This window comes from Herbaspirillum sp. Her3 (genome assembly GCF_057961275.1).
Genome location: NZ_CM176328.1, coordinates 5,338,604 through 5,362,033, shown reverse-complemented (window position 1 = coordinate 5,362,033; position 23,430 = coordinate 5,338,604). Strand labels below are relative to the sequence as shown.

The following is a 23,430-nucleotide window of genomic DNA, read 5'->3' as shown; positions in this document are numbered from 1 at the left end:
CCTGCCAGCTTTTTGTCAGGAAACACGCTGTACGCCGCGTAAATCATTTGCCATTTCCGCGGGGCATCGCTACCGATGAGCCTGCCCCGGCAAGGCGCGCGCGTTGACAAGCCAGGCATAAGCGGATTGAATGCGAGGGCCTCCAATTCCACGTACCCATGACCACCTTATCCGAAGTTGCCCGTCTGGCCGGTGTTACCTCGGCCACTGTGTCCAACGTCTTGCGCCAGCGCGGCAAGGTTGGCGAGCAGACCCGCCAGCGCGTGCTCGATGCCGTCGCCCAGCTCGGCTATCGTCCGCACCTCACTGCCCGTGCACTGGCCGAAGGCCGCGCACCGACACTGGCGCTGGTGGTCTCCAGCATCGCCAACCCCTTCTATCCGGAATTCGCGCTGGCCGCCGAGCGCGCGGCGCGCGAGCGCGGCCGTTTCCTGATCGTCTGCAATACCAACGACGACCCCGATACCGGCCGTGCCTATCTGGACCAGATCGCCGGTACGCTCTCGGACGGCGTACTCATCATGAATGCCAACCTGCCCATGGACGAGTTGAAGAAGACCGAGCAGCGCGGTGCTCCCGTGGTGCTGTGCATGTGGGAAAAACCGGATGCACCGCCCGAGCTGCCCTGCATCGCAGTGGATTTCTTTGCAGCCGGGGCCATCGCTGCGCAGCACTTGCTGGGGCTGGGTCATCGCCACATCGGAGCGCTGGTCGGCAGCAAGAAGAGCGGCATCCACGCTGAGCGCTATCGCGGCTTCGTCGAGGCCTGTGCCGCCGCAGGCGTCAAGCACACCCTGCAGAGTGCCCGCTATATCGGCGATACGGTCGAGGCAGGCTACCAGGCCACGATGGCGCTGCTGCGCGAGAAGCCGCAACTGACCGCCATCTTTGCCAGCAATGACCTGCCCGCGCTGGGTGCGATGAATGCCATCGCCGACCTCGGCCTGAACGTGCCACGCGACATTTCCGTAATCGGCATCACCGATATCCAGTGGGCGCGCGTCTCACGGCCCGCCTTGACCACGGTGGCGGTGCCGACGGCGGACGCGGCGCGCATGTCCATCGACCTGTTGCTGGCCCTCATCGAGCGCCGCAGCGCCTCGCCCGTGATGCGCGTGACGGCCACGCCGCAACTGGTGGAACGCGCCTCCACGGCGGCGCCGCGCAAGCGCAAGGGCTGAAGCCCGCATCAACGCGGCAGCAAGCTCTCCAGATACGCACAGAACATGTCGGCCATGGCGTCGCCATAGGCACGCACTTCCTTGGCCGGCGGGGTGCCGCGCGAGAGATGTTCTCCCGCCGTCGCAAGGGTGGTCATGAGCAGTTCGCCTGCGCGCTTGCGCTTTGGCGCAGCGACCCCCGGCAAGGCTTCGCGCATGAACTGCGCGATGATGCCGTCCCAGGCATGGCGCATCTCCTCAGCCTCTCGGGCATCGCGATAGAGCGGCGCGGCATCGGCCAGCGCCATCCTGATCTGGGCTTCCTCGAATTCGCTGCGCAGGAAGGCATGCACCAGTTCGCGCAGGCGCCGCAGCGGCGGCTTGCACGCGTCCTGCAACAGCTGGCGCACCATCTCCGTGGTCTGCTGCCATTCATCGGCCTGCAGGCGAAACAGGATGGCGGCCTTGTTGGGGAAATACTGATACACCGATCCCACGCTCACCCCCGCCCGCTCGGCTACGCGCGCCGTGGTGAAACGCGGCGCGCCTTCGCGCAGCAAAACCTGAACAGCCGCCTCCAGGATGGCTGCCACCAGCTCGGTGGAACGGGCTTGCTGGGGCGTCTTGCGTAGCGAAATCTGGGGGCGGCGGGGCTTGCTCATGGCATCGAAGGAGAAGAAAAAAGGCGGAATTGAAATGCGACTAGGAAACCTGACGAATCAATCGCATACTGCAACGCGACAGGATGTGACGGATTCGTCGCATTCTACTGCGCGGCGCGGGTCTCATCAATGCGGCGCTGCGCGGGATCTCTGCATACTCCATTCCACACTTTTCTTCGAGGTATTCCCATGAACGGAAAACCGGCTGACCAGCCCATCTCCCTCACGCCCCCTCCCAGCGCCGGCAGCGGCGTGCGGATCTTCCTGGCACTCGCACCGCTGACGCTGGCGGTCTTCATCGCCTTTCTCACCATCGGCTTGCAATTGCCGGTGCTGCCCTTGCACCTCAAGGATGCCCTGGGCATGAACGCCACCGTGGTCGGTATCGTGGTCGGTGCGCAGTTTGCGGCGGCCTTGCTCTCGCGCGCCTGGGCCGGCAACGTGGCCGACCTGCGCGGGTCCAAGCGTGCCGTGGTGGGCGGCTTCCTGGCAGCGGCCTGCTCCGGGCTGATCTATCTGGTGTCACTGCTCTGGCTGGATCAACCTGTGGTGTCGGTGGCGGTGCTGCTGGCCGGACGCATCCTGCTGGCACTCGGCGAAAGCCTGGTCGTCACCGGTACCATGGGCTGGGGCATCGCGCTGGTCGGGCCGCAGCATGGCGGCAAGGTCATGGCCTGGCTGGGCATCGCCATCTATGCCGCCATGGCGGGCGGCGCGCCGCTGGGCGTGGCGATCAGCCATGCCGGTGGTTTTGCGGCGATTGCCGGCGTGAGCGTGGCGCTGCCCCTGCTGGCACTGCTGGTTGTCAGTCCGCAGCGCAGCGTGGCTGCCAGCGCGGCGCGGCGCACGCCCTTCTACAAGGTGCTGGGCGCGGTGTGGCAGCCGGGCTTGGGACTGGCCTTGTCCAGCGTGGGGTTTGGCGTCATCACGGCCTTCATCGCCTTGCTGTTTGCGGCCCGTTCGTGGGGGGATTCCTCGCTGGCCTTCACCAGTTTCGGCATCGCCTTCATCGTGGCACGCCTGTTCTTTGCCCATCTGCCGGATCAGATCGGTGGTGCCAGGGTGGCGCTGGTCTGCGTGGTCATTGAAGTGCTGGGCCAGCTGCTGATCTGGCAGGCGGGGACGGCGTGGATGGCTTATGCGGGTGCCGCGCTGACCGGGTTTGGCTATTCGCTGGTGTTCCCCGGTTTCGGCGTCGAGGCCATGCGCCGCGCACCGCCGCAGACGCGCGGCTTGGCCATGGGGGCCTATGTGGCTTTCCTCGATCTGTCGCTGGGCATCACCAGCCCCTTGGCGGGTGCGCTGGCCAGTCATGCGGGGGTACAGAGCGTGTATCTGGCAGGGGCGATTGTCGTGGGCCTGTCGATGCTGGTGGCCGTAGCTTTGCTTCGTTCAGTGAAGACCGGCAATTGAGCAAAACATCTCCCTTGTCCGTGGTCGAGGGGCGGTAGCAATGAAGCCAAAATTTAGAAAATCTACTAAATGATTTCGGCAGGCTGTTCGGTAGCATGCAGGGCTTTCCCGGCTCTGCGTTTGGACCATGACAGTCACCTCCTCGATGACCTCTGCGCCCCTCGGTGCGCTGTTCAATCTCCTGACGCACGAGCGTCGTCTGCTGAGGCTGCACCTGCCTCCCTCTGCACCTGCGCTCGTGCAGCATCTGGTCGCCTTGCAGGTCAGCGGAACGGAAGCTGTCTGCGGCAACGTGCTTTACCGCCTGCAGTGCGCCAGCAGCACATTGGATATCGCTATCCACGACCTGCAAGGACTTCCCGTCGGCTTTTCCGTGAAGGATGCCGAAGGGAGCACAGCATTGGTGTGCGGCCTGGCCAGCGCCGTGCGGCAAGTCCACTCGGAAGCCGGCGCGGTGCTGTTCGAGATCGAGCTCTGCGATGCACTGCATCTGCTCGAGCAGCGCAAGACCTGGCGCGTCTTCTGTGACCGTTCGGTACTGGACATCAGCGAGCAGATACTCACTGAGCATCGCCAGGACAATAGCGTCCTGGCCGCCGCCTTGCGTTGGCACACCAGTGGCTTGCACAACACCTATCCACCGCGGGCCTTCGTCATGCAGGCCGGGGAAAGCGATGCTGTTTTTTGTCAGCTTGGGAAGGATGTATTTCCTTGATCAAGAACAACCCCGTCATTGGGTAACAGGAGATCTGATGAACCGGTTGATATTCCTGCCGCTATCTATTGCGGCATTGGTGGTGCTGATCGTAACTGCGGTCATGCATCGTTCTTCCAGAGCCACAGAAGTGAACGGGTCGCCTGTATTGGTGAACGCCGAGCACTTCAAGGCGCAGGTCGTAGGTGTTCAATGGCTCAACCCGTTGATAAGAAGAGACTATCCTACCGAATGGCAACTGCTCTGGACGCTTGGCATAGTTAAGCCGAATAAAGACGACGATGAGGTGAAGAGAGATCCCGAGACATTCACGACCATACAGAAGATTGCTCCCTTAAGCTTCAATTTCGATAGGGAAAGTGTCTTTGAGGATGGAAGCAGCGTCTTCCCAGGCTACCTATCCGATTACGTAGAAGAAATCGTCAAGCCTATCGGCCGTCAGTACGCGCTCAACGGCAACTACTTCTACACGATCCAACCGGAGAAACGAAAGGAGTGGCGAGAGCTACACGGCATCCGCGTCGAATTTGCGATTCCGGATGTCCCCATGTTGACATCCGAGAATGCAGCGGAGCGCATACGCAAGGCTTTTAACGCAGAGTTTGTGTTCTACAACCCCGAGCTATCCACTGCGAATATCCCCGCCGATGTGAACCTCGTCAGAGGCGGCGCCAGCGCCGGTTTCACCTCCCTGGCAGCCGGGATGGATTATCTGGAAGCCCACCCCGACAAAACCGTCTGGGTCATGAACATGGATGCGCCCGAGTTTCCCGAATATGGTCGGATCAGCGAGAACTGTACCTTGCTGATCCTGGCCGGTCCCAAGTTCGAGACAGGCCGCGAACCTCTTGCATGGATCTCCCGCCCTGCAGTTCGTAACGTCGGGGACTTCGCTACCACTGAAGGTGAAAGCCGTACCGCAAGCGCGTGGAAAAGCGCAATCCAGGCAGCCGACGAACAGGCGTCCATCTCACCTTGCGACATTCGTTACGTCATCCACGATGCCGGCAAAGGCAGCGAAGAAGCTGGCCGCCGCATCGGCACGCTGGCGCAGGCCATGACGCAGAGCTTGCCTGAACTGGACGTGCTCAAGCAGACCTTCAATACACCGCAACTGCTGGGTGACATGCGTGCTGGAACGGCGATCACGAATGTCGCGCTGGCCATCGCATGGGCTCATCACAAGGGCAAGCCTGTGATGGTGGCAGGCACGACTGAGGCGGATAAAGCTACAGCTGTGGTGGTGACGCCACCTGATCGTGCCCGTGTTTTCGATCCGGAGAAAAACTGGTTCCGCGCACGGGGAGAGGGCTATGCCTACCTGCCTTGGTGGGGGTTGAGAAAAGACCTTGACTGGAAGACCTATATGCAAGGCTACTCGGACTGAGCAGCGAGTCATCCATGTCGACAACACGGAGATCAAGATGAAGGGCGTCATCCGTCTAGGCGACCCCACCAGCCACGGTGGCAAGGTCATCAGTGCCAACACGCGCGTACAGGTGAGAGAAAAGGCTGTCGCGCGCGTTGGCGACCGTTGTTCCTGTCCCATCAAGGGACACGCGGATTGCGTCATCGTCGAGGGACATCCGGCCATCCAGGTCGATGGCATCTCAGTCGCTTTCGAAGGTCATCGGGTCACCTGCGGTGCCGTGCTGATCTCCACGCTGTCCAATAGCGGTGCTGCTTGATGAGGACACCTCAAATGACAAACGCCGCTGCATGAACAGTGGCGTTTGTCTCATGCACGAACGGAGAAGACCGGGGGCTCTACTCCCCCGCGCCGTCATTGATCACGCATTGCGCGGATTACGCCCATGCTTGCGCTGATACATGGCCTGGTCAGCCGCGTGCAGCAAGGCGCTGAAGTCGCACATTTCCGAAGGCGTCACTGTGGCAGCGCCCAGGCTGATCTCGATATCGGTGTGCGGCCACTTCACCCGTGCCACCGACTGCTTGATCCGTTCGGATACCTGGTGAGCACCGGTCTCATCGGTGTCCGGCAGGATTAGCGAGAACTCGTCACCACCATAGCGTGCCAGGAAATCGCTGGCACGCAGCGGTGAACGCAGCACACGGGCCAGTTGTACCAGCAGCGCATCACCGGCCGGGTGGCCGTACGTGTCGTTGTATTGCTTGAAGTAGTCCACGTCCACCATCAGCATGGTCAGCGGACGGGCATTGCGCAGATGGCGTGTCCATTCTTCGCGCAGGCGCGAGTCAAAACTGCGGCGGTTGCCGATGCCAGTCAGCGCATCGGTCATGGTCTGCCGTTCCAGCTTCTGCATGGCACGATGGCTGTCCAGTTGCGCTTCGAGCTGGCGCCCCAGCTTCTGGAAGGCGTCGCGCTGCGCCGGGCTCAGCGTGCGTGGGACGCGGTCCATCACGCACAGCGTGCCCAGGATGTCGCCATTGCCCGACACCAGCGGCACGCCTGCATAAAAACGCACAGCCGGATTGCCGCGCGCCAGTGCGCTGGCAGCAAAGCGCACATCGCTGCTCAGGTCGCATACTTCGGTAACCTCGCCCGGCGTGCGCACGGCCATTTCGCACAGAGAGAAGTCCACCGCATTGCGCAGCACACCGGTCTGGCCCGGGAAGCGCCACCATTGATTGCGCGCGTCGCCACGGCCATTGTTGACCGAGAGGTAAGGATGCTGAAGTCCGATGTCGGCGTGCAACTGGCTGAACATGCCCATGGGCGTGCCGCACACGCTCGAGGCCAGCGAGATGAAGTCCGACAAGGCCGGCTCCAACCAGGCATCGGCATCGCTGTCGGTATGCGCGAGTTCGATACGGTCGCCGGGACGGTCGTTGAGGACGGATTGGACGGACTGGCTACGCTTGAAAATGGAGCGTTCGGGAGTGTACTGAGCGTGCAGGTCTCGAATGTTCATGGCGCGTTACTCGTGAGGGTTGTGTTGCGTTATGGTCGGGTCGGTCGCCGTCAGTGCATCGTGGAATGCGGTAGGGAGGACGGCGCGGCATGGTGGTGCGCAAGCGGAAATATTTTTCTTTTTCTTCACTGCACATCATGTTGCCCTGCGACATCAAAGGTAGCAGATCAAATTCTGAAGTAAACCGGTTTGGAACATCCTCTTACAAATTATTCGCGCTTTTGGCGCAAAGGATGCCATTCCGATCACATACAAACAGCTTGGCTGATCATGCTGACAATTGACGTTTTATTAGCCTCTTCCCGGCAATGCATGACGATAGATTTTTTGGCGGGAAATGGACATCGGACGGCGCCACTTTCGCGTGTCAGTGGATTCCTATATTGCTCTGCAATATGTTGCGCGAACAACGACAGAAGAGCGTCGCTGCAACACGACAAAACGATGTCGCCAAGGAGTGACGAAATGCTTGCAAAGCGCTGGAGTCCTCCATAAACTCTGCCGTTCCTTGTTTGATCCGATCAACGTTTTTGAAAGCAGAGATGTCGACCCAGCCCAAAGCAGGCGCAGTCCTGTTCGCCAAAGATGTAGCCCGCCTCGCCGCGTTTTATGCGCGGGTGCTGGCGGTGGTTCCCAAGCAGGCCCAGGCCGAGAAGGTAGTGATCGAAGCCGAGGATTTCCTGCTGGTGATTCATGCGATCCCACCGGCCAGCGCCGCCAAGGTAGAGATCAGTTCACCGCCGGTATTGCGCGAGAATGTCCCCGTCAAGCTCTTCCTGCCGGTCCGTTCGCTTGCACAGGTGCGCCTCAGTGCGGAACAGCTCGGCGGTGGCATGAAACCGGCCGGGTCCGAGTGGAGTGGCCCGGATTTCCGCGCCTGCGATGGCTTCGATCCGGAAGGCAACGTGGTGCAGTTCCGCGAAGTCCTGCGCGAACCGGCACTGGCCCCCTGATGTACTGAGTACACCGCCGCGCGGCATCACAAGAACAGCATCGCGCGGCACGTCCGCTCATCAACAAGAAAGCCGCCCGGTCTGCACCGGACGGCTTTTGCGCTTCTGGGGCCTGTTCACAGCGGGCTCAGCGGTAGTCTTATTGCAGGCTGACCTTGAAATAGGTCTCACGCTGCATGTCGACGATCTCCACGGTGATCTGCACCTGGACGTCCTTGGGCCAGCTCTGGTCCTTCTGGATGGCCGCGCCCAGCAGGTCGGACACCGACTTCTTTTCTTCCAGCGTGCGTCCGGTCAGGATGGCCAGGCGCAGCGCCACGAAGGCACGCCTGGCTTCGGAGGCGGTGCCGACCAGATAATCGTCCAGACGTACCGCACGCGCCTTGATGGCGTTCTCTTCAAAGTGGCCGCTGGCCACCAGCGCCTGGTTGAGCTTTAGCAGGGTAGGCTGCACGTCGATGGCGAGATTGCCGGTGTATTCCATAACGAGATGGGGCATGGTGGTTCAAGTCCTTGTAAGTGGGTGGCGGGATGGACAGCAGCTGCTCGGAACGTGTCACTGTAGGCCAGATCGGCCGTCCGTCATATTGGGGGAAATGATTAGGCCAGATAGCCCGAGAGCTTGCCCAGGTCGATGTTGCCGCCGCTGATGATGACGCCCACGCGCTTGCCCTGCAGCTGTTCCCTGAGCTTCCTGGCGGCGGCAAAGCCGAGGCAGCCGGTGGGTTCGACCACCATCTTCATGCGCTCGGCAAAGAAGCGCAGGCCGGCGATCAGTTCGGCATCGGTCACGGTATGGATGTCGTCCACCAGCTGGCGGATGACCTCGAAGGTGTACTTGCCCAGGTGCTGCGTCTGCGCGCCATCGGCAATGGTCTTGGGAGTATCGATATGCACGATCTGGCCGGCGCGCAGCGATTGCTGGCCATCGTTGCCCGCTTCCGGCTCCACGCCGTAGATCTTGCAGTCCGGCGACAGCGCACGCGCCGCCAGGGCGGCACCGGAGAGCAGGCCGCCACCGCCCAGGCAGACGAAGAGCGCGTCCAGCGGACCGGTTTCCTGCAGCAGTTCCAGGGTGGCGGTGCCTTGTCCGGCCATCACGTGCGGATGATCGTAGGGCGGGATCAGCGTCATCTTGCGCTCGGCGGCCAGGCGCGCGCCGATGGCTTCGCGGTCTTCGGTGTAGCGGTCATACGTCACCACCTCGGCACCATAACCACGCGTGGCCGCGACCTTGGCGGCAGGTGCATCTTCGGGCATCACGATCACGGCCGGGATGCCCAGCAGTTGCGCAGCCAGCGCCGTACCCTGGGCGTGGTTGCCGGAGGAGAAGGTGATCACGCCATGCTTGCGCTGGTCGGCATCAAACTGGGACAGCGCGTTCATGGCACCGCGGAACTTGAAGGCGCCCATGCGCTGGAAGTTTTCGCACTTGAAGAACAGTTGCGCGCCCACTTCCGCATCAGCCGTGCGCGAGCGCAGCACCGGCGTCTTGTGGGCCCAGGGCTTGATGCGTTCGGCAGCCAGCAGGACGTCGGCGAAGCCAGGCAATTCGGTAGGACTGGAGAGCGGGATCATGTGGTTTCCTTCAAGTGGAATGGAAAGGTGAAATGATGAGCACGGACGCACACGGCCAGCGCGGTCAATCCTTCTCGTCGTTGTAGACAGTGGCGCGCGACACCCCCAGATGCGCCGCCACGATCTCGGCAGCGCGCCGCACGTCCATGCAACCGGACTGGCGCAGTTCGCGCATGAGCAGGCGGCGGTCACAGGCCTTGAGGCTGCGCGGCGTCGTGGACAGCCGTGCGGCAAAGGCATCGATGCGGCTGCGCAGGGCATCGGCCCCGGCCGGCTCCAGCGTCTCGGCCACGCGCACTGCGCCGTCGATACCGCCGAACTGGCGCAGCATGCCCTGCAGCGCGCCGAAGAGCGTCAGGTCGATGTTCATGCACAGCGCCGCGACGTATTTGCCGTCGGCATCCTTGATGCCGATCGAACTGCTCTTGGCCTGGCGTCCGTCGGGCAGGGTGTTGGCGTAGTTGCTCAGGACCTGCGGATAGCTCTCGTCGGCAATGCGCGCCAGCCCCAGCTCGGTGGTGGCATCGCCCACTTCGCGTCCGGACAGGTTGTTGTGCAGGGCGACGATGGAATGGTCGGCATCGCGCAGGTCATGCAGCACCACTTCGCAGAAAGGCGCGAAGGTCTGGCCCAGGCCCAGGGCGACCTGCTGCAGTTGCGAGAGCAGCAGGGCGTGGTCGGGGCGGTCGGGTTTCTTTTTGCGGGAACGGGAGCTCATGTGATACATATTATCTAAAATTAGACGTTATGTATACGTTGCTCCAGATGAAGAAAGACCGGCCGCAGCCGGTCTTTGGCTCGCGTCGGAGATGCTTCCCCGGATCAGGCCGCGATCTTGTGCACCCGCGCCAGGAAGGCCTGGGTGGCGGGCTGGGTCGGTGCATCGATCACCTGGGCAGGGGGTCCGGCTTCCACCACCACGCCATCGCGCATGAAGATCACCTTGTCGGCCACCTCGCGCGCAAAAGCGATTTCATGCGTGACCAGGATCATCGTCATGCCGCGCTCGGCCAGTTGCTTGATGACGTTGAGGACTTCCCCGACCAGCTCGGGATCGAGTGCCGAGGTGGCTTCGTCGAATAGCATCACTTCCGGGTCCATGGCCAGCGCGCGGGCGATGGCCACGCGCTGCTTCTGGCCGCCGGAGAGCTTCTCGGGATACATCCCGGCCTTCTCCGCCAGGCCGACCTGCGCCAGCAGCTTCATCGCCTGGGTGCGCGCATGGGCCTTGGGGTGGCGCAGTACGGTCACCGGACCTTCCATGACGTTTTGCACCACCGTCATGTGGGGGAACAGGTTGAAGTGCTGGAACACCATGCCCGTCTGTGCCCGGAAGCGCGCCATGGTCCGGTCGCTCAGCGTGGCGGGTACGGTCTGGTCGAAGTCGAAACACTCGCCGCCGATCTTGATGACGCCGTGATCGGGCGTGGCCAGCAGGTTCAGGCAGCGCAGCAGGGTGGACTTGCCCGAGCCCGAGGGACCGATCAGGGCGACCACTTCGCCCCTGGCGATCTCGAGATGGATGTCCCTGAGCACGGTCTGTTCGCCAAAGGACTTCTTCAAGCCGCGTACTGAAATCATGTTGGGTTTGTTCATGGCGCGTCCTCAAGCCTTGATCTGATGGAATTCGAGCCGCTTGGCCACCACCGTCGCAGGGAACAGGATGACGAAATACAGCACCGCCACCAGCGTGTAGATTTCCAGTGGACGGTAGGTGTCATGGGCGATCAGCTGGCCCTGGTAAACCAGGTCGGGCACGGCCAGCACCGACAGCAGCGAAGTGTTCTTCAACTGCATGATGGACTGGCTGACCAGCGGCGGTGTCATGCGCCGGAACGCCTGCGGCAGCACCAGGCGCCGCATGACCTGCCAGCGCGTCATGCCGATGGCCTGGCCCGCCTCGGTCTGTCCGGCATCGATGGAGACGATTCCGCCGCGCACGATCTCGGAGTAGAAAGCGCCGCCATAGAGCGTCAACGCCAGCGCCGCCGCCATCCACGGCGACAGCTCGATGCCCAGCAGCACCGGCAGGGCATAGTAGAACCAGATCAGTTGCACCAGCACCGGCGTACAGCGAAACACTTCCACATAGCCGCGCAGCACACCGCACACGGTGCGGTTGGACGACACCCGGCCCAGGCCGACCACCACGCCGACGGCCATCCCGGTGATGACCACGACGATGGTGAAGAGCACCGTGGTGAGCACGCCCGAGACGATGATGCTGCGGTACTGCCACAGCATCCCGAAATCCCAACTGTACATGGACGGCTCCTCAGAACTTGAGTTGCGGGGGGAAGGCCGTCGGCGGCACCTTGGCGAGGTTTTCCATGTTGGCCACGATGATCTCGCGAATACGGCCGGCCTTGCGCGATTGCTCCAGCCAGGCGTTGACGGCCGTCACGAAACTCTGGTCGGCCTGCTTGCGGATGCCGATGTTGGTCGGTGCCGTTTCATCCGGGGTGGGGAAGACGATGTGGCCGATGTTGGGCAGCTTCACCAGCAGCGAGGTCGACAGCAACACCACCAGCACCTGGCAGTCGGCACGTCCGGATTGCAGCGCCATGGTGGCGGCAGCCGAGGTCTCGAAGCGCAGGATGGTGGCCTTGGGCAGGATGCGCGTGACCAGCTGATCGTGCGAGGAGCCGACGTCCACGGCCACCTTGATCTCGGGTTTGTTGAGATCTTCCCAGGCCTTGAATTCCAGTCCCTTGCGAGCCACGACGGTATTGATGTTGTTGTAGAGCGGATTGCTGAAATCGACCACTTCGCGCCGCTGTGGTGTCGGCGCCATCGCCAGCTGTGCATCGATCTTGTTGGTCTGCACGTCCAGCACCGCATTGCCCCAGGTGGTCTCGACCCATTCGACTTCGGCATTGAGATACTTGGCCAGGTCGCGGCCGAAGTCGGCGCAGAATCCTTTCCACTCCTGCGTGACCAGATCCTTGTTGAAATACGGGATGGCGCCGTTGATGGCACCCAGGCGCAGCTTGCCGGTGCGCTTGACGCGCGCCATGGTCGATTCGATGTCCTGCGCGAAGACCTCCGGCAAGCTCAGGACGGCAGTGCCGGCCAGCGCCGAGTGGAGGAAGTGTCTGCGGGAAATGCTCATGTGGGTCTCCTGGTAGGGTGGGTCGTGGCTCGTGCTTGCTGATGTCGATAAAAAAGTCGGCGCAACGCTCATTGCAAGCTGCTCCGACCTAGCGATTTTCATGCCATCCATCCGTAGGGAACATCGATGCGGCACGGTCCCTGCCAGCGTCTTTTGCAAGGCCGGCTGCACCATGATCGTTCGGGTCTGCACCACGGTGATGGAGTACGAAGGCTGGATGCTCTTTGCTGGTCGTCGTGATGGCTCTTCTTGTCGCTATCGCAGCGGCTGCCGGAGATGAGGCAGCAACCTGCCGCGAAATTATTTAAACAATTATCTGCTCTGATGCGGTTCTACGCACGCTGCAGTGCAAACCGCAACGCCATCGGCGTCACGGAGAATCGAGCGTCCACGCACGGCCGTCATGATCGCGCACGCGCACTGCTGCCAGCCAGGTGTGCACATCCTCTATGCAGCGCACGTTGACGTTGATCTGCGCAGGGGCCGAGCGGGGGTGGCAATGGGTATGCGTACCGCACAAACGGCAGAAGAAATGGGTGGCGCGCAGGGTGCCGAAGCGGTACTGGCTCAGGAGCGGTGCACCGGCCAGCAGTTCGAAGCGGGCGGCATCGATGCGATGATGCAGCGCGCCCTTGCGCACGCAGTAGGAGCAATTGCATTGGACCACCTCCTCGATATGGGAGAGGAAACGGAAGCGCACCGCGCCGCAATGGCAACTGGCCTCATGCAGGCGAAGGCCGGGGGCGGCGCGCTCGTCCTCCAGGCCGGGATGTCGGGGAGCAGACATGGAGGACGCTCGCGGCGCGGGGATCAGGCGTAGACCTGGCCGAAGCGGTTGGCCAGGAAATCCGGCAGGCTGATCGCCTCCTGGCTGATGAAGCCGCGCTGCGGCAGTTTGCCCTGGCGGAACAGATCCACGGCGGTACAGACGCCGGAGGCGGTGGTGCTCTGGATGGCGCTTTCGTAGCGTCCTTCCTCATGAATGGCGAAGATCTTGCGGGTGAAGACTTCCTGCACGAACTTGTCGCCACGCATGCCGCTGACGGTGACGAAGACCAGCACCACATCCTGCATCGTGGTCGGCACCGCCTTGCGCAGGATGTTCTTGAGCAGTTCCTGATCGTGCTTGAGACCGAGGTCGCTGAGCAGGAATTTCATGCGCTGCTGGTGGCCGGGATAGCGCACCGACTTGTAGTCGAGATTGCGGATGCGGCCGGCCAGGGTTTCACAGAGCGTACCGAGGCCACCGGAGGTATTGAAGGCTTCGTACTCCACGCCATCCAGGGAAAAATGCTCGATGTCGGCCAGCGGATCGACGGCGACCTTGACGCCATCGCGCAAGGCTTCACAGGGATGGCAGTATTCATTGACCAGCCCGTCCACGCTCCAGGTGAGGTTGTATTTGAGTTCGTTGGTCGGATACTGGGGCAGCGCACCCACACGCATCTTGACGTCGTACACCTCATCGAAGGAACCCGCCAGATGGTGCGCGGCGATGCCGATGAAACCCGGTGCCAGACCGCATTGCGGCATGAAGGCCACGGGTGCGTCGGCGGCCAGGGCGGCGATGGCCTTGGTGGCCTGCACATCCTCGGTCAGGTCGAAGTAGTGCGTGCCGGTATTGCGCGCGGCCCCGGCCACTTTCACGGCCATGTGATAGGGCAGGGCGTTGATCACGATGTCGGCCGGGCGCAGCAGCGATTCCAGTGCCCGGGCATCGGAGGAATCCACCACCGCCTTTTCGATGTTGAGCGCACTGACGGCTTTCAAGGCCTGGGCATCGCGGTCGGCGATGGTGACACTGTAGTCGCCGCTGTCGGACAGCAGTCGTGCAATCGTTTGGCCGATGTGGCCGGAACCCAATAGAACTGTGCGCATGATGAAACTCCCTGATGAATGAGGCGAAGAGGCTGGTTCATTCTAGGAAGCTTTCTGGACAGAATAAACGGACAAATAGTCAGAAAGTAGGACGTTGCGCTACATTTTGTAGTGTTACTTCGTCGATATGCAGGATAGTTCGGTCATTGATGGCCGCTCAACGGGTCTTGGGCGCATCGCCGCGATCGATCTTGCGGGCCAGGACCACCGAGGTCGTGGTCTTGATGACGCCATCCATTTCGCCGATCTCGTCCAGGATGCGATCGAGCTGTTCCGGTGTGCTCACGCGCAGCCAGGCCACGTAATCGAACTCGCCGCTGACGGCGCACAGCTGATGGACCTCCGGCATGCGGTTGAAGCGCCGCACCACATCCTTGCCGGCCTTGGGCTGCAGGGTGATGCCGACGTAGGCTTGCAGGCTGGGATCGAGCACGTCGCGCCCCAGCTTCAGGGTGTAGCCGGCGATGACGCCGCTTTTTTCCAGACGCTCCACGCGGGCGATGATGGTGGTTCGCGCCAAGTCGAGGCGGCGTGCCATATCGGCCACCGAGGCGCGCGCATTCATCTGCAATTCCGAAATGATCTGGCGATCGATGTCGTCCAGCTGGTCGAGTCTGATCATGCTGTGGGTTCCACAAAAGGGAGGAAAAAACGTCAAACACTACAAAACGACGAAACGGCACGTCATTACGTCAGTTTAGACCAGTATTTCGACGTTCTTGCCCTTTTTTGTGTCAGCACTCCCCCCTAGACTGCGGTCTTCATGCCGGCGGCACAGCCGGTCCATCCCATGCTCCACTCTTTTTTTGCAGGTGCAGCCCACATGAAAGTCGTCGTCATCGGAGGTGGCATCATCGGCACGGCCACCGCGTACTGGCTGGCCACGCGCGGCGTCGAGGTCGTGCTCATCGAACGCGAGGCCGACGTGGCCTGCCAGACCAGCGCCGGCAATGCCGGCGTGATCGCGCCGGGCTACGTCACGCCGTGGGCCGCGCCGGGGATGCCGGGCAAGATCCTGAAGTATCTCTTCAAGGCCAGTTCACCGGTGGTGTTCCGGCCGCGCCTGAGCATGCGGCAATGGCGCTGGATCAGCCAGTGGCTGGGCAATTGCGAACTGGAGCGCTATCGCCGCAACAAGCTGCGCATGCAGCGCATCGCCTATTACAGCCGCGACTGCCTGCATGAATTCCTGGCGCAGCATCCTTTCGATTACGGCCGCAGCCAGGGTTACCTGCAGCTCTTTCGCAGCCGCTTCGACGAAGACATGGCGGCCCCGGCCCTGGCCTTGCTGGAAGAAGCCGGCATTGCCCACCAGCGGATGACGGCGGCGCAATGCCTGGCGACCGAGCCGGGCTTGCAGCATGCGCGGCTCGAACCCCGCTCGGGACTGTATCTGCCCGATGACGAGGCCGGCGATTGCGCTGCCTTTGCGCGCCAGTTGCGCCGCTTGTGTGAAGCGATGGGAGTGCAGTTCCGGTTCGGCACGCAGGTCAGCGGTATTTCGGTCGAAGGCGGAGAGGTGCGCGCCCTGCAGGTGCGCAGCGCCAACCGGGCCGAGCAGATGGACTGCGATGCCCTGGTGGTGGCCGCCGGCGTGGACAGCCATGCGTTGCTGGCCCCGCTGGGCATCCGCGTGCCGCTGTATCCGGTCAAGGGCTATTCGGCCACCATTCCCATCCGCCTTCCCGAGGCTGCCCCGCGCGCGGCCGTCATGGATGAATCCCTCAAGACCGCCATCACCCGCATGGATGGTGTGGTGCGGGTAGCCGGCACCGCCGAACTGGGCGACGACCGCCTGCAGTTGCGCGCGGCCTGCCTGCATACGCTGCGCCAGGTGATGCAGGACTGGTTCCCGCTGGCCGGCGACCTGGAGGAAGCGCGCTTCTGGGTCGGGCGCCGTCCCATGACACCTGATGGACCGCCGGTGCTGGGCCCCACACCGGTCGGCAAGCTGTTCCTGAACCTGGGCCACGGTTCGACCGGCTGGGCCATGTCGCTGGGCTCCGGCCGCGTGGTGGCGGACCTGGTGACGGGCGCGGCCCCGGCCATCGACATCGATGGCCTGACCCTGGCCCGTTATCAATGAACACGGCTCAACTTACCCCTACCGAAACGGAGAAAAAATGACTGGTGCAGACGTACTCGTGAAACTGCTGGAAGACTATGGCGTGGAAGTGATCTTCGGTGTTCCCGGCGATACCAATGTGGCTTTCTACAAGGCCTTGAACCGCTCCGGCAAGGTGCGTCACGTGATGGCGCGCGATGAGCGTTCGGCGCTCTACATGGCCGACGCCTATGCGCGCTACAGCGGCAAGCCCGGCGTCGCCGAATGTCCCAGCGGGGCAGGGGCGATGTATTCGCTGCCCGGCCTGGCCGAGGCCAACAGTTCTTCCATCCCGCTGATCCTGCTGACCAACGATATCCCGCTCAAGGGCGAAGGGCGCGGCATGATTACCGAGCTGGACAACGCCAAGCTGTTTGAACCGGTGTGCAAGCTCTCCTTCCAGGTCAAGACCACGGCCAAGATTCCCGAAGCCGTGCGACGCGCCTTCCGCACTGCGACTTCGGGGCGGCCAGGCGCAGTACACATGACCTTCCCCGAAGACATCCTGGCCCATGCCTCGGCCAGTGCCCCGGAAGACATCTATGCGGAGCCCGAATGCCGGCATTTCCCGGCCTTCCCCATGCGTCCCGATGCGGACCTGGTGCGGCAGCTGGCGAGCCTGCTCGATGATGCGCGCCGTCCGGTGCTGGTGGCCGGCGGCGGCGTGATGCACTCCAATGGCGGCGCAGCCCTGCTGGCCCTGGCCGAGAAGATCAATGCCGCCGTGGTCACCACCATCACCGGCCAGGGTGCCGTGCCCGACGACCATCCGCTGGCGCTGGGCGTGATTGGCGACAATGGTTTCCATCCCCATGCGGCGCGTGCCGTGGAGGAGAGTGACCTGCTGGTCTACCTGGGCTGCAAGATGGGCTCCGTGGTCACCATCGGCTGGACCTTCCCCAGCAACAAGCAGACGCGCAAGCGCGTGCAGGTGGACATCGACCCGGCCGTCCTGGGCAACACCGGCCGCAATGATCTGAACATCGCCGGAGATGTGCGCTCGGTATTGCAGGACTTGCTGCCGCTGGTACTGGATCACGAACCGCGTGCCTGGAATGGTGAACTCAACAGCCTGCGCCGGCAGTTCTGGGAACAGGCCCAGGCCGATCTGCACAGCGATGCCCTGCCGCTGAAGCCCCAGCGCGTGGTGCAGGAACTGAACCGGCGGTTGCCGCCGCGTGCGGTCATGGTCTCCGACGCCGGCACGCCCACCCCGCACATGACGCGCTACCTGCGCCTGCCGGGCGACGGTTCGCGGCTGGTGATCCCGCGTGCCTTCGGCGGCCTGGGCTATGCGATTCCGGCCGTGGTCGGCGCCTGGCTGGCACGGCCGGACGTGCGACCCATCGGCCTGTTCGGTGATGGTTCTTTCTCGATGTCCTGTGGCGAACTGGAAACGCTGACGCGCCTGCAAGTGCCGGCGGTGCTGCTGCATTTCAACAATGGCTGTTTCGGCTGGATCAAGGCACTGCAAAAGCTGCACAACGATGCGCAATACCTGTCGGTCGATTTCACCCGGCTGGACGTGGCGCGCATCGCGCAAGGCTTTGGCCTGAAGGGCTTGCGCGCTGCCAATGCCGACGAGCTGGTGGCCGCACTCGATGAAGCCTTTGCCAGCGACGGACCGGTGCTCATCGATATCGTCTCCGAGTCCATCGTCGATGAATGTCCGCCGGTGTATTCCTGGATCAAGGCCATGGGCAAGGATCCGCTGGCCGTGGGCTAAGCCTGCCGCAGCAGATTGCCCGGCATTGGTTAGAATGCCGGGCATCCCATCTCACTTTTCAGAGGCTCGCATGCTTGGCATCGTCATGCTCGATACCGTTTTCCCACGTCCCCTGGGCGATATCGGGAATCCGGCGACCTTTCCGTTCCCGACCCGCCTGCGCAAGGTCAGCCGGGCGTCGCCGCAGAAGGTGATCTTCGAGCGCGCCAGCGGCATGGTGGACGATTTCGTGGAGGCCGCGCAGTCCCTGCAGCAGGAGGGCTGCCAGGCCATCGTGACCAGTTGCGGGTTCCTGGCGCTGCATCAGCAGACCATCGCGGCCACGCTCGACGTGCCCTTTGCCAGTTCCAGCCTGTGCTGGCTGCCCACGCTCTATCACGCCTTCGGTGGTGCGCGCCACGTGGGTATCCTGACCGCTTCCGCCGCCAGTCTCGGCCAGGCGCATCTGGCCGCGCTGGGGGGCAGCATGGAGTCGCCCATTCTCGGCATGCCGATGGAGTCGGAATTTGCCCGCGTGATCGTCGGTAACCAGCCGCAGGGCGACATGGAACGCATTCATGCCGAGATGGTGGCGGCCGCCGATCAACTGGTGGCTACCCAGCCACAAGTGCGCACGATCTTGCTGGAATGTACCAACATGCCGCCCGTCGCTGGCACCATCGCGCAGCGGACCGGGCGTCCGGTATTCGACCTGGTGGGACTGGCCAGGCAGATGATGGGCGTGGCCCTCTGATCTCAGGCCCCTTGAGGCGCGGTCCTTGGTTCAGGGCTTGCCCTTGGCCGGCTTCGGATACACCTTCAGCACGTCGATGGGCTGGGCATAAACCGAACTCCAGGTCTGTTCGTGCAAGGCCGCCACGCGTTGCGCCATGGCGGCGTCGTGCAGCACCACTTCCAGATTGCGCGAATTGTCCAGATAACCGCCGGCCCAGTTGCTGGTGCCGATCCAGGCCACCTGGCCATCGATGCTCATGGCCTTGGTGTGGATCACCCGCGCAAAGGGGATGAAGCCGGTAGACGCCTGCGGCAGCGTGACGATGCGGATCTCCACATTGGGCAGCAGCGCCAGGCTTTGCAGATAGCGGATCGCCGGGGCTTCGGTATTCCAGTTCGACACCATCAGCTTGATCTTCACGCCACGCGTGGCGGCCGCGCGCAGGGCATCATCGATCACGGCGTAATAGGGCCGGGTATGGTTGGGGCCGTAGGACAGCGGGGCATAGTCCAGCAACTGCACCCGCACCTCTTGCTGCGCCTGCCCGATCAGGCGCACCAGTTCGCTTTGCGAGTCGCCCACCCCGGGCGGGTTGAAGGCGTTCGGGCTGGCCACCAGGTAGTTGCCGCGCGCCACGTCGGCCGGCACCACGGCGTGATTGGACACGGCCGGCGGTTGCCCGGCGGCGATGGCGGCTTGCGCGGCCCAGTCGATCTCGAAGATGGCCTGCACCTGCGCGGCCACGGTCGGGTCGGTGATCTTCAGTCCGGTCTCGTGGATGTGCGAGAAGGAGCGCCAGTCGAAGTTCTGGCTGCCCACATAGGCGCTGCGGCCATCGACCACGAAGTACTTGGCGTGGATGATGCCGTTGCCGGTCATGCGGGAATAATCGATCTGGCGAAATTCCAGGTTGGCAATGCGCTTGAGCTTCTCGATGGTGGCCGGGACCGAAGCGAATTCCCCCTTCTTCTCCATCAGGAAGCGGATCTTCACGCCGCGCCGGCCGGCCGCTTCCAGGTGCGCCATGATGTCGTCCAGCGCCTCGCCATCCTGCCCGGCCACGTAGAACTGGCCGAACACGATCTCGCGCTGCGCCCCATCGAACATCTCCTTCCACACCAGCGCCGCATCGCGCAGGTCGGGCGTGGCCAGGGTGGTCTCGCGCGGCACCGTGTGGACCAGCTCGAAGCCGGGAATGGCGAACTCGGCATGGACCGGGCCGGCCAGCGAGAGGGCTGCCCCGAAGGCGGCAGCCAGGCGGATGAGGAGACGGCGTGGAGCGGATTTCATGGTCATGGAGAAGGGACAGAAGTCGTTCAGGCGATGTGCAGCTTGCCCTGCGGCTGCTGGCTGTTCTGCGGCTGCAGCGGATGGTTGGGCTGCTGGTTCTGGCGGCCAACGCAGGCGCGCAGCATCAGCACCTTGAGGTGATCGTTGATGCGTTCGATGCGTTCCTGGAACAGGTTGAAGAAGAACATGCCCACCACCGCAATGCCGATGCCCAGTGCCGTTGCATACAGCGCCGTACCGATGCCTTGCGACACCTGGCCCGGATCGGACACGCCCTGCACGGCCAGCGCCTTGAAGGTATCGATGATACCCAGGATGGTGCCCAACAGGCCCAGCAGGGGTGCGGCCGTGACGATGGTATCGAGGATCCACAGGCGCTGCTGCACTTCGCCGCGCTTGGCGATGTAGACCGACTCGCTGAAGTCTTCCAGATCCTTCTCGGTATGCAGATGGTGTTTCTCGGCCAGGATGTCCGACACCAGTGCCAGCGGCAGGCTGGGGCGGGTGGTCAGTTCGGCCGGCAGCTCCTGCAGGTGCTGGACCGCATGGGTCATGGCACGCTCAAGGCCGCTGGCCTGGCGCATGGTGTAGCCGAAGAACAGGCCGCGTTCGACGATGACGAAGATGGCCAGCGCAGCGCAGGCATACATCAGGTAGAAAGCCAGTTCGTGGAGTAATTGCATGTTCATGCTTGCCTCTCTTGCAGTGGTGGGGCGGCCCTTGCTGCAGGCCGCCCCGGTTCAGGCCGCGATCAGAAATCCGCGGTCACGGTAACGGTGAAGGTGCGCGGGGCACCGATGTAGAGCGAAGGAGCGGTGCCAGCGATACCGTTGACTGCCACGGCATTGGTGGTGAACTGGCTGCCGCTGCCGCCGTTGAGGTTGAGGTACTGCTTGTCGAACAGGTTGTACAGGTTCAGACGCACGGTCGGCTTTTTCAACCAGGTGCTGGACGCGAAGGTCATGCCGGCGCCGGCGTTGAACACGGTGTAGCCACCCAGCGAATCGTCGTTGACCAGCGTGGTGTAGCGGCGGCCGGTGTACTTGCCTTGGCCGAACACGTACCAGCCATCCTGTTGATACTGCAGCGACAGGCCCGACAGCCAGTTCGGCGTATCCGGGAATTCCTTGCCCGAGGTCGGCAGGTACTGCGTGGAACCGTTGCGCAGGTCCTGCTTCATCTTGCTCTTGATGTAGGACAGCGAGCCATACATCGACAGGTTGCGGGTGAAGGCATAACCGGTTTCCAGCTCCAGGCCGTGCGAGGTGGAGTCGCCGACGTTGTAGTCGGTCTTGTTGGCGGTGTCCGGGTTGTAGGCGCTGGCGATGCGGTTGTGATAATCGATGTAGAACAGCGAACCGGAGGCCATCCACTTCTCGGTGTTGTAGCGATAGCCGAGGTCGTAGTTCCAGGAGGTCTCCTTGTCCACCGGCACGTCGCGCTGGGTGGCGCCGACAAGCTGGCCATTGACGATGGTGCCGCCCGAGAGCAGGCCGAAGTAGGAGAAGTTGCCCGGTGCCTTGAAGTTCTTGGCCGCATTGAAGAACACCGACTGCTTTTCATCGAGCTGGAAGCGTACGCCCAGGCTGGGCAGGAAGTCGGCGTAGGTCTTCTTGACCTTGTAGTAGCCGGCGCTGGAATAGCTGTTGGTGCCGCTGGTGGAGCCGGTGCTCGGGTAGTTGGTGAAGTCGCGGTCGATGGAGGAATAGCGGCCGCCGACTTGCACGTTGAGCTTGTCGTTCATCATGCTGATGCTGTCTTGCAGGAAGATCGACTGGGCCGTGCTGATGGTCATGGTGTCGCGGTACTGCAGGATGGAACCATCGGCATTGCGCAGCCACAGGTCGGAATTGTCCTGCCACAGGTCGGCGATGTTGCCGTTGTTGTCCACGCGGCTGAAGGGACCGGTCTGCTGGTGGCGTGCGCGTTCGACCCAGTAGCCGGCCAGGATGCGGTGGTTGTCCAGTTGCTGGTTGAACTTGAAGGTCACGCCCGGACGGTAGGTGCGGGTGCGGCTGCCTTCATAGGCATAGACGGTATCGAGACGGTCGCCGTCGCCGTTGACGTCGGCTGCGCCGCCACCGAGCTGGCTGGCGCCCGAGACGCCGCCTTCACGAACGGTTTGCAGCTGGTTGCCGCCGGTGCCGAAGCCGTACCAGAAGTAGGGATCGACATCGATGCTGGAGGTCGGGCTCAACTGGAAGTGCGCGTTGACGGTGGCCAGCCAGTTCTCGAAGGGATTGAGGTTGTAGGCGTAGTAGGCGTTGTTGGCGATGTTGGCCGCTACATTGGGCGCATAGGTGGTGTCGTTCTGCGCGGTGCCGGCCACGGCCGGCTGGTGCTGCGGAACGACGTTGCCGTAGTCGGCGTTGCTGCCGAGCTGGGCGATCTGGGCCTTGGTCAGCGAACGATAGTTGTTGTTGAGCTGGCGGTTGTAGAGCAGATTGGCATTGATGAAGCTGCCCTGGCCGAGGTTGAAGTTGGTGCCGATGTCGACGTGATCCTTGATGGCGCCGCCCGGACCCTTGAACTTGTCGGCCGTGGTCTTGGAATACGAGATGAAGAACTTGAACTTGTCATCGAACAGCTTGCCCGAGTCGAAGCGCACATAGCGCTTCCAGAGGCTGTTGGAACCGAAGGCATTGGTCAGGCGGATGCGCTGCTCGTCTTCCGGTGCGCAGAAGGTCATGCCGATGTTGCCGCCGGTGGCGCCCACGTGCGGGGCTTCGGTGTCGGTCGAACCCTGGGTCACGAAGACGTTGCACAGGTTGTCCGGCTCGGTGTACTCCTGCGGATAGACCGCGAAGTTGCCGGAGTCGTTGACCGGCGCGCCGTTGATGGTGAAGCCCAGCTGGTCACTGTTGAAGCCGCGCACGCGGATGTTGCCACCGAACAGGCCCGTGCCGTCGTTGTCGTAGGTGTTCACGCCCGGCAGCAGGTTGATCATCTGGTAGGGCGTGCCGGTGGGCGATTGCTTCTCGATGTAGTCACGGTTGACCGAGCTGCGTGCCTTGGGCGAATCCTCGGCCTGGATCAGGCCGGTGGCCGCTGCTGTGCCGGCACTGGCGCTGCCGCCGCCTTGCACGGTCACGGTGCCTACATCGGTGGTCTGGGCGAAGACTGGTGCGCCCGCCATGAAGAGCCCGGATATCAGCAAGGACAGCCGGGTGAGTTTGCATTGCATGTCATGTTCCCCTGGGTTTGTTGGACTGCGTGTTGAAATCGTTGCG

At 62.8% G+C, this 23,430-nt stretch carries 23 protein-coding genes; 9 read left to right on the top strand and 14 right to left on the bottom strand.

Annotation, left to right across the window (positions count from 1 at the left end):
- Window positions 1–158 precede the first annotated feature (158 nt).
- Window positions 159–1,181: a LacI family DNA-binding transcriptional regulator gene (locus ACVC5H_RS24395; RefSeq protein ID WP_489620284.1), complete on the top strand. Its 1,023-nt coding sequence runs from the start codon at window positions 159–161 to the stop codon at window positions 1,179–1,181.
- An 8-nt stretch (window positions 1,182–1,189) separates the two neighbouring features.
- Here ACVC5H_RS24395 and ACVC5H_RS24390 read toward each other — a convergent pair whose 3' ends face one another.
- The gene (locus tag ACVC5H_RS24390) at window positions 1,190–1,822 is read right to left on the bottom strand and encodes a TetR/AcrR family transcriptional regulator (protein ID WP_489620283.1); all 633 of its coding nucleotides are present in this window, start codon (window positions 1,820–1,822) and stop codon (window positions 1,190–1,192) included.
- 189 nt (window positions 1,823–2,011) lie between these two features.
- Here ACVC5H_RS24390 and ACVC5H_RS24385 point away from each other — a divergent pair, with 189 nt between their 5' ends.
- From ACVC5H_RS24385 to ACVC5H_RS24370, 4 genes are all read left to right on the top strand, one after another.
- Window positions 2,012–3,235, top strand: coding sequence for an arabinose transporter (locus tag ACVC5H_RS24385; protein WP_489620282.1), 1,224 nt, complete (start codon window positions 2,012–2,014; stop codon window positions 3,233–3,235).
- Between the two features lie 127 nt (window positions 3,236–3,362).
- On the top strand, window positions 3,363–3,950 hold the full coding sequence (locus ACVC5H_RS24380) for a contractile injection system protein, VgrG/Pvc8 family (RefSeq protein WP_489620281.1): 588 nt from the start codon (window positions 3,363–3,365) through the stop codon (window positions 3,948–3,950).
- Window positions 3,951–3,987: 37 nt separating this feature from the next.
- Entirely contained in the window at window positions 3,988–5,337 is a 1,350-nt protein-coding gene (locus ACVC5H_RS24375; RefSeq protein WP_489620280.1) for a hypothetical protein, read from the top strand.
- A 37-nt stretch (window positions 5,338–5,374) separates the two neighbouring features.
- Entirely contained in the window at window positions 5,375–5,638 is a 264-nt protein-coding gene (locus tag ACVC5H_RS24370; RefSeq protein WP_489620279.1) for a PAAR domain-containing protein, read from the top strand.
- A 102-nt stretch (window positions 5,639–5,740) separates the two neighbouring features.
- On the opposite strand, the gene ACVC5H_RS24365 is transcribed toward ACVC5H_RS24370, so the two are convergent.
- On the bottom strand, window positions 5,741–6,829 hold the full coding sequence (locus tag ACVC5H_RS24365) for a GGDEF domain-containing protein (RefSeq protein WP_489622751.1): 1,089 nt from the start codon (window positions 6,827–6,829) through the stop codon (window positions 5,741–5,743).
- Window positions 6,830–7,386: 557 nt separating this feature from the next.
- Here ACVC5H_RS24365 and ACVC5H_RS24360 point away from each other — a divergent pair.
- Window positions 7,387–7,797: a VOC family protein gene (locus ACVC5H_RS24360; RefSeq protein WP_489620278.1), complete on the top strand. Its 411-nt coding sequence runs from the start codon at window positions 7,387–7,389 to the stop codon at window positions 7,795–7,797.
- Window positions 7,798–7,936: 139 nt separating this feature from the next.
- Here ACVC5H_RS24360 and ACVC5H_RS24355 read toward each other — a convergent pair whose 3' ends face one another.
- The 9 genes from ACVC5H_RS24355 to ACVC5H_RS24315 all read right to left on the bottom strand — a co-directional run bounded on the left by ACVC5H_RS24355 (window position 7,937) and on the right by ACVC5H_RS24315 (window position 14,987).
- The gene (locus ACVC5H_RS24355) at window positions 7,937–8,296 is read right to left on the bottom strand and encodes a 5-carboxymethyl-2-hydroxymuconate Delta-isomerase (protein WP_489620277.1); all 360 of its coding nucleotides are present in this window, start codon (window positions 8,294–8,296) and stop codon (window positions 7,937–7,939) included.
- A 101-nt stretch (window positions 8,297–8,397) separates the two neighbouring features.
- Entirely contained in the window at window positions 8,398–9,375 is a 978-nt protein-coding gene (locus ACVC5H_RS24350; RefSeq protein ID WP_489620276.1) for a threo-3-hydroxy-L-aspartate ammonia-lyase, read from the bottom strand.
- Between the two features lie 64 nt (window positions 9,376–9,439).
- A complete protein-coding gene (locus ACVC5H_RS24345) occupies window positions 9,440–10,102 on the bottom strand; it encodes a helix-turn-helix transcriptional regulator (protein WP_489620275.1) in 663 nt (220 codons plus the stop codon).
- A gap of 95 nt (window positions 10,103–10,197) precedes the next feature.
- The gene (locus tag ACVC5H_RS24340; protein ID WP_489620274.1) at window positions 10,198–10,971 is read right to left on the bottom strand and encodes an amino acid ABC transporter ATP-binding protein; all 774 of its coding nucleotides are present in this window, start codon (window positions 10,969–10,971) and stop codon (window positions 10,198–10,200) included.
- Window positions 10,972–10,980: 9 nt separating this feature from the next.
- A complete protein-coding gene (locus ACVC5H_RS24335) occupies window positions 10,981–11,640 on the bottom strand; it encodes an amino acid ABC transporter permease (RefSeq protein ID WP_489620273.1) in 660 nt (219 codons plus the stop codon).
- Between the two features lie 10 nt (window positions 11,641–11,650).
- Window positions 11,651–12,487, bottom strand: coding sequence for a transporter substrate-binding domain-containing protein (locus tag ACVC5H_RS24330; protein WP_489620272.1), 837 nt, complete (start codon window positions 12,485–12,487; stop codon window positions 11,651–11,653).
- 370 nt (window positions 12,488–12,857) lie between these two features.
- Entirely contained in the window at window positions 12,858–13,274 is a 417-nt protein-coding gene (locus tag ACVC5H_RS24325; RefSeq protein WP_489620271.1) for a GFA family protein, read from the bottom strand.
- A gap of 23 nt (window positions 13,275–13,297) precedes the next feature.
- Entirely contained in the window at window positions 13,298–14,365 is a 1,068-nt protein-coding gene (locus tag ACVC5H_RS24320; protein ID WP_489620270.1) for a saccharopine dehydrogenase family protein, read from the bottom strand.
- A 157-nt stretch (window positions 14,366–14,522) separates the two neighbouring features.
- Window positions 14,523–14,987, bottom strand: coding sequence for an Lrp/AsnC family transcriptional regulator (locus tag ACVC5H_RS24315; RefSeq protein ID WP_489620269.1), 465 nt, complete (start codon window positions 14,985–14,987; stop codon window positions 14,523–14,525).
- Between the two features lie 201 nt (window positions 14,988–15,188).
- Here ACVC5H_RS24315 and ACVC5H_RS24310 point away from each other — a divergent pair, with 201 nt between their 5' ends.
- The 3 genes from ACVC5H_RS24310 (at window position 15,189) to ACVC5H_RS24300 (ending at window position 18,928) form a co-directional block, all read left to right on the top strand.
- On the top strand, window positions 15,189–16,451 hold the full coding sequence (locus ACVC5H_RS24310) for a D-amino acid dehydrogenase (RefSeq protein WP_489620268.1): 1,263 nt from the start codon (window positions 15,189–15,191) through the stop codon (window positions 16,449–16,451).
- A 37-nt stretch (window positions 16,452–16,488) separates the two neighbouring features.
- Window positions 16,489–18,195 carry a thiamine pyrophosphate-binding protein gene (locus ACVC5H_RS24305; protein WP_489620267.1) on the top strand — a complete coding sequence of 569 codons (1,707 nt, stop codon included), beginning with the start codon at window positions 16,489–16,491 and terminating at the stop codon, window positions 18,193–18,195.
- Between the two features lie 70 nt (window positions 18,196–18,265).
- Entirely contained in the window at window positions 18,266–18,928 is a 663-nt protein-coding gene (locus tag ACVC5H_RS24300; RefSeq protein ID WP_489620266.1) for an aspartate/glutamate racemase family protein, read from the top strand.
- A 30-nt stretch (window positions 18,929–18,958) separates the two neighbouring features.
- Here ACVC5H_RS24300 and ACVC5H_RS24295 read toward each other — a convergent pair whose 3' ends face one another.
- The 3 genes from ACVC5H_RS24295 to ACVC5H_RS24285 form a co-directional block, all read right to left on the bottom strand.
- Window positions 18,959–20,200 (bottom strand): phospholipase D-like domain-containing protein, encoded by a 1,242-nt coding sequence (locus ACVC5H_RS24295; RefSeq protein ID WP_489620265.1) that lies wholly within the window; start codon window positions 20,198–20,200, stop codon window positions 18,959–18,961.
- Between the two features lie 26 nt (window positions 20,201–20,226).
- Window positions 20,227–20,889, bottom strand: a complete 663-nt coding sequence (locus ACVC5H_RS24290; RefSeq protein WP_489620264.1) for a MotA/TolQ/ExbB proton channel family protein — start codon at window positions 20,887–20,889, stop codon at window positions 20,227–20,229.
- Between the two features lie 62 nt (window positions 20,890–20,951).
- Window positions 20,952–23,384: a TonB-dependent receptor gene (locus ACVC5H_RS24285; RefSeq protein ID WP_489620263.1), complete on the bottom strand. Its 2,433-nt coding sequence runs from the start codon at window positions 23,382–23,384 to the stop codon at window positions 20,952–20,954.
- Window positions 23,385–23,430 lie beyond the last annotated feature (46 nt).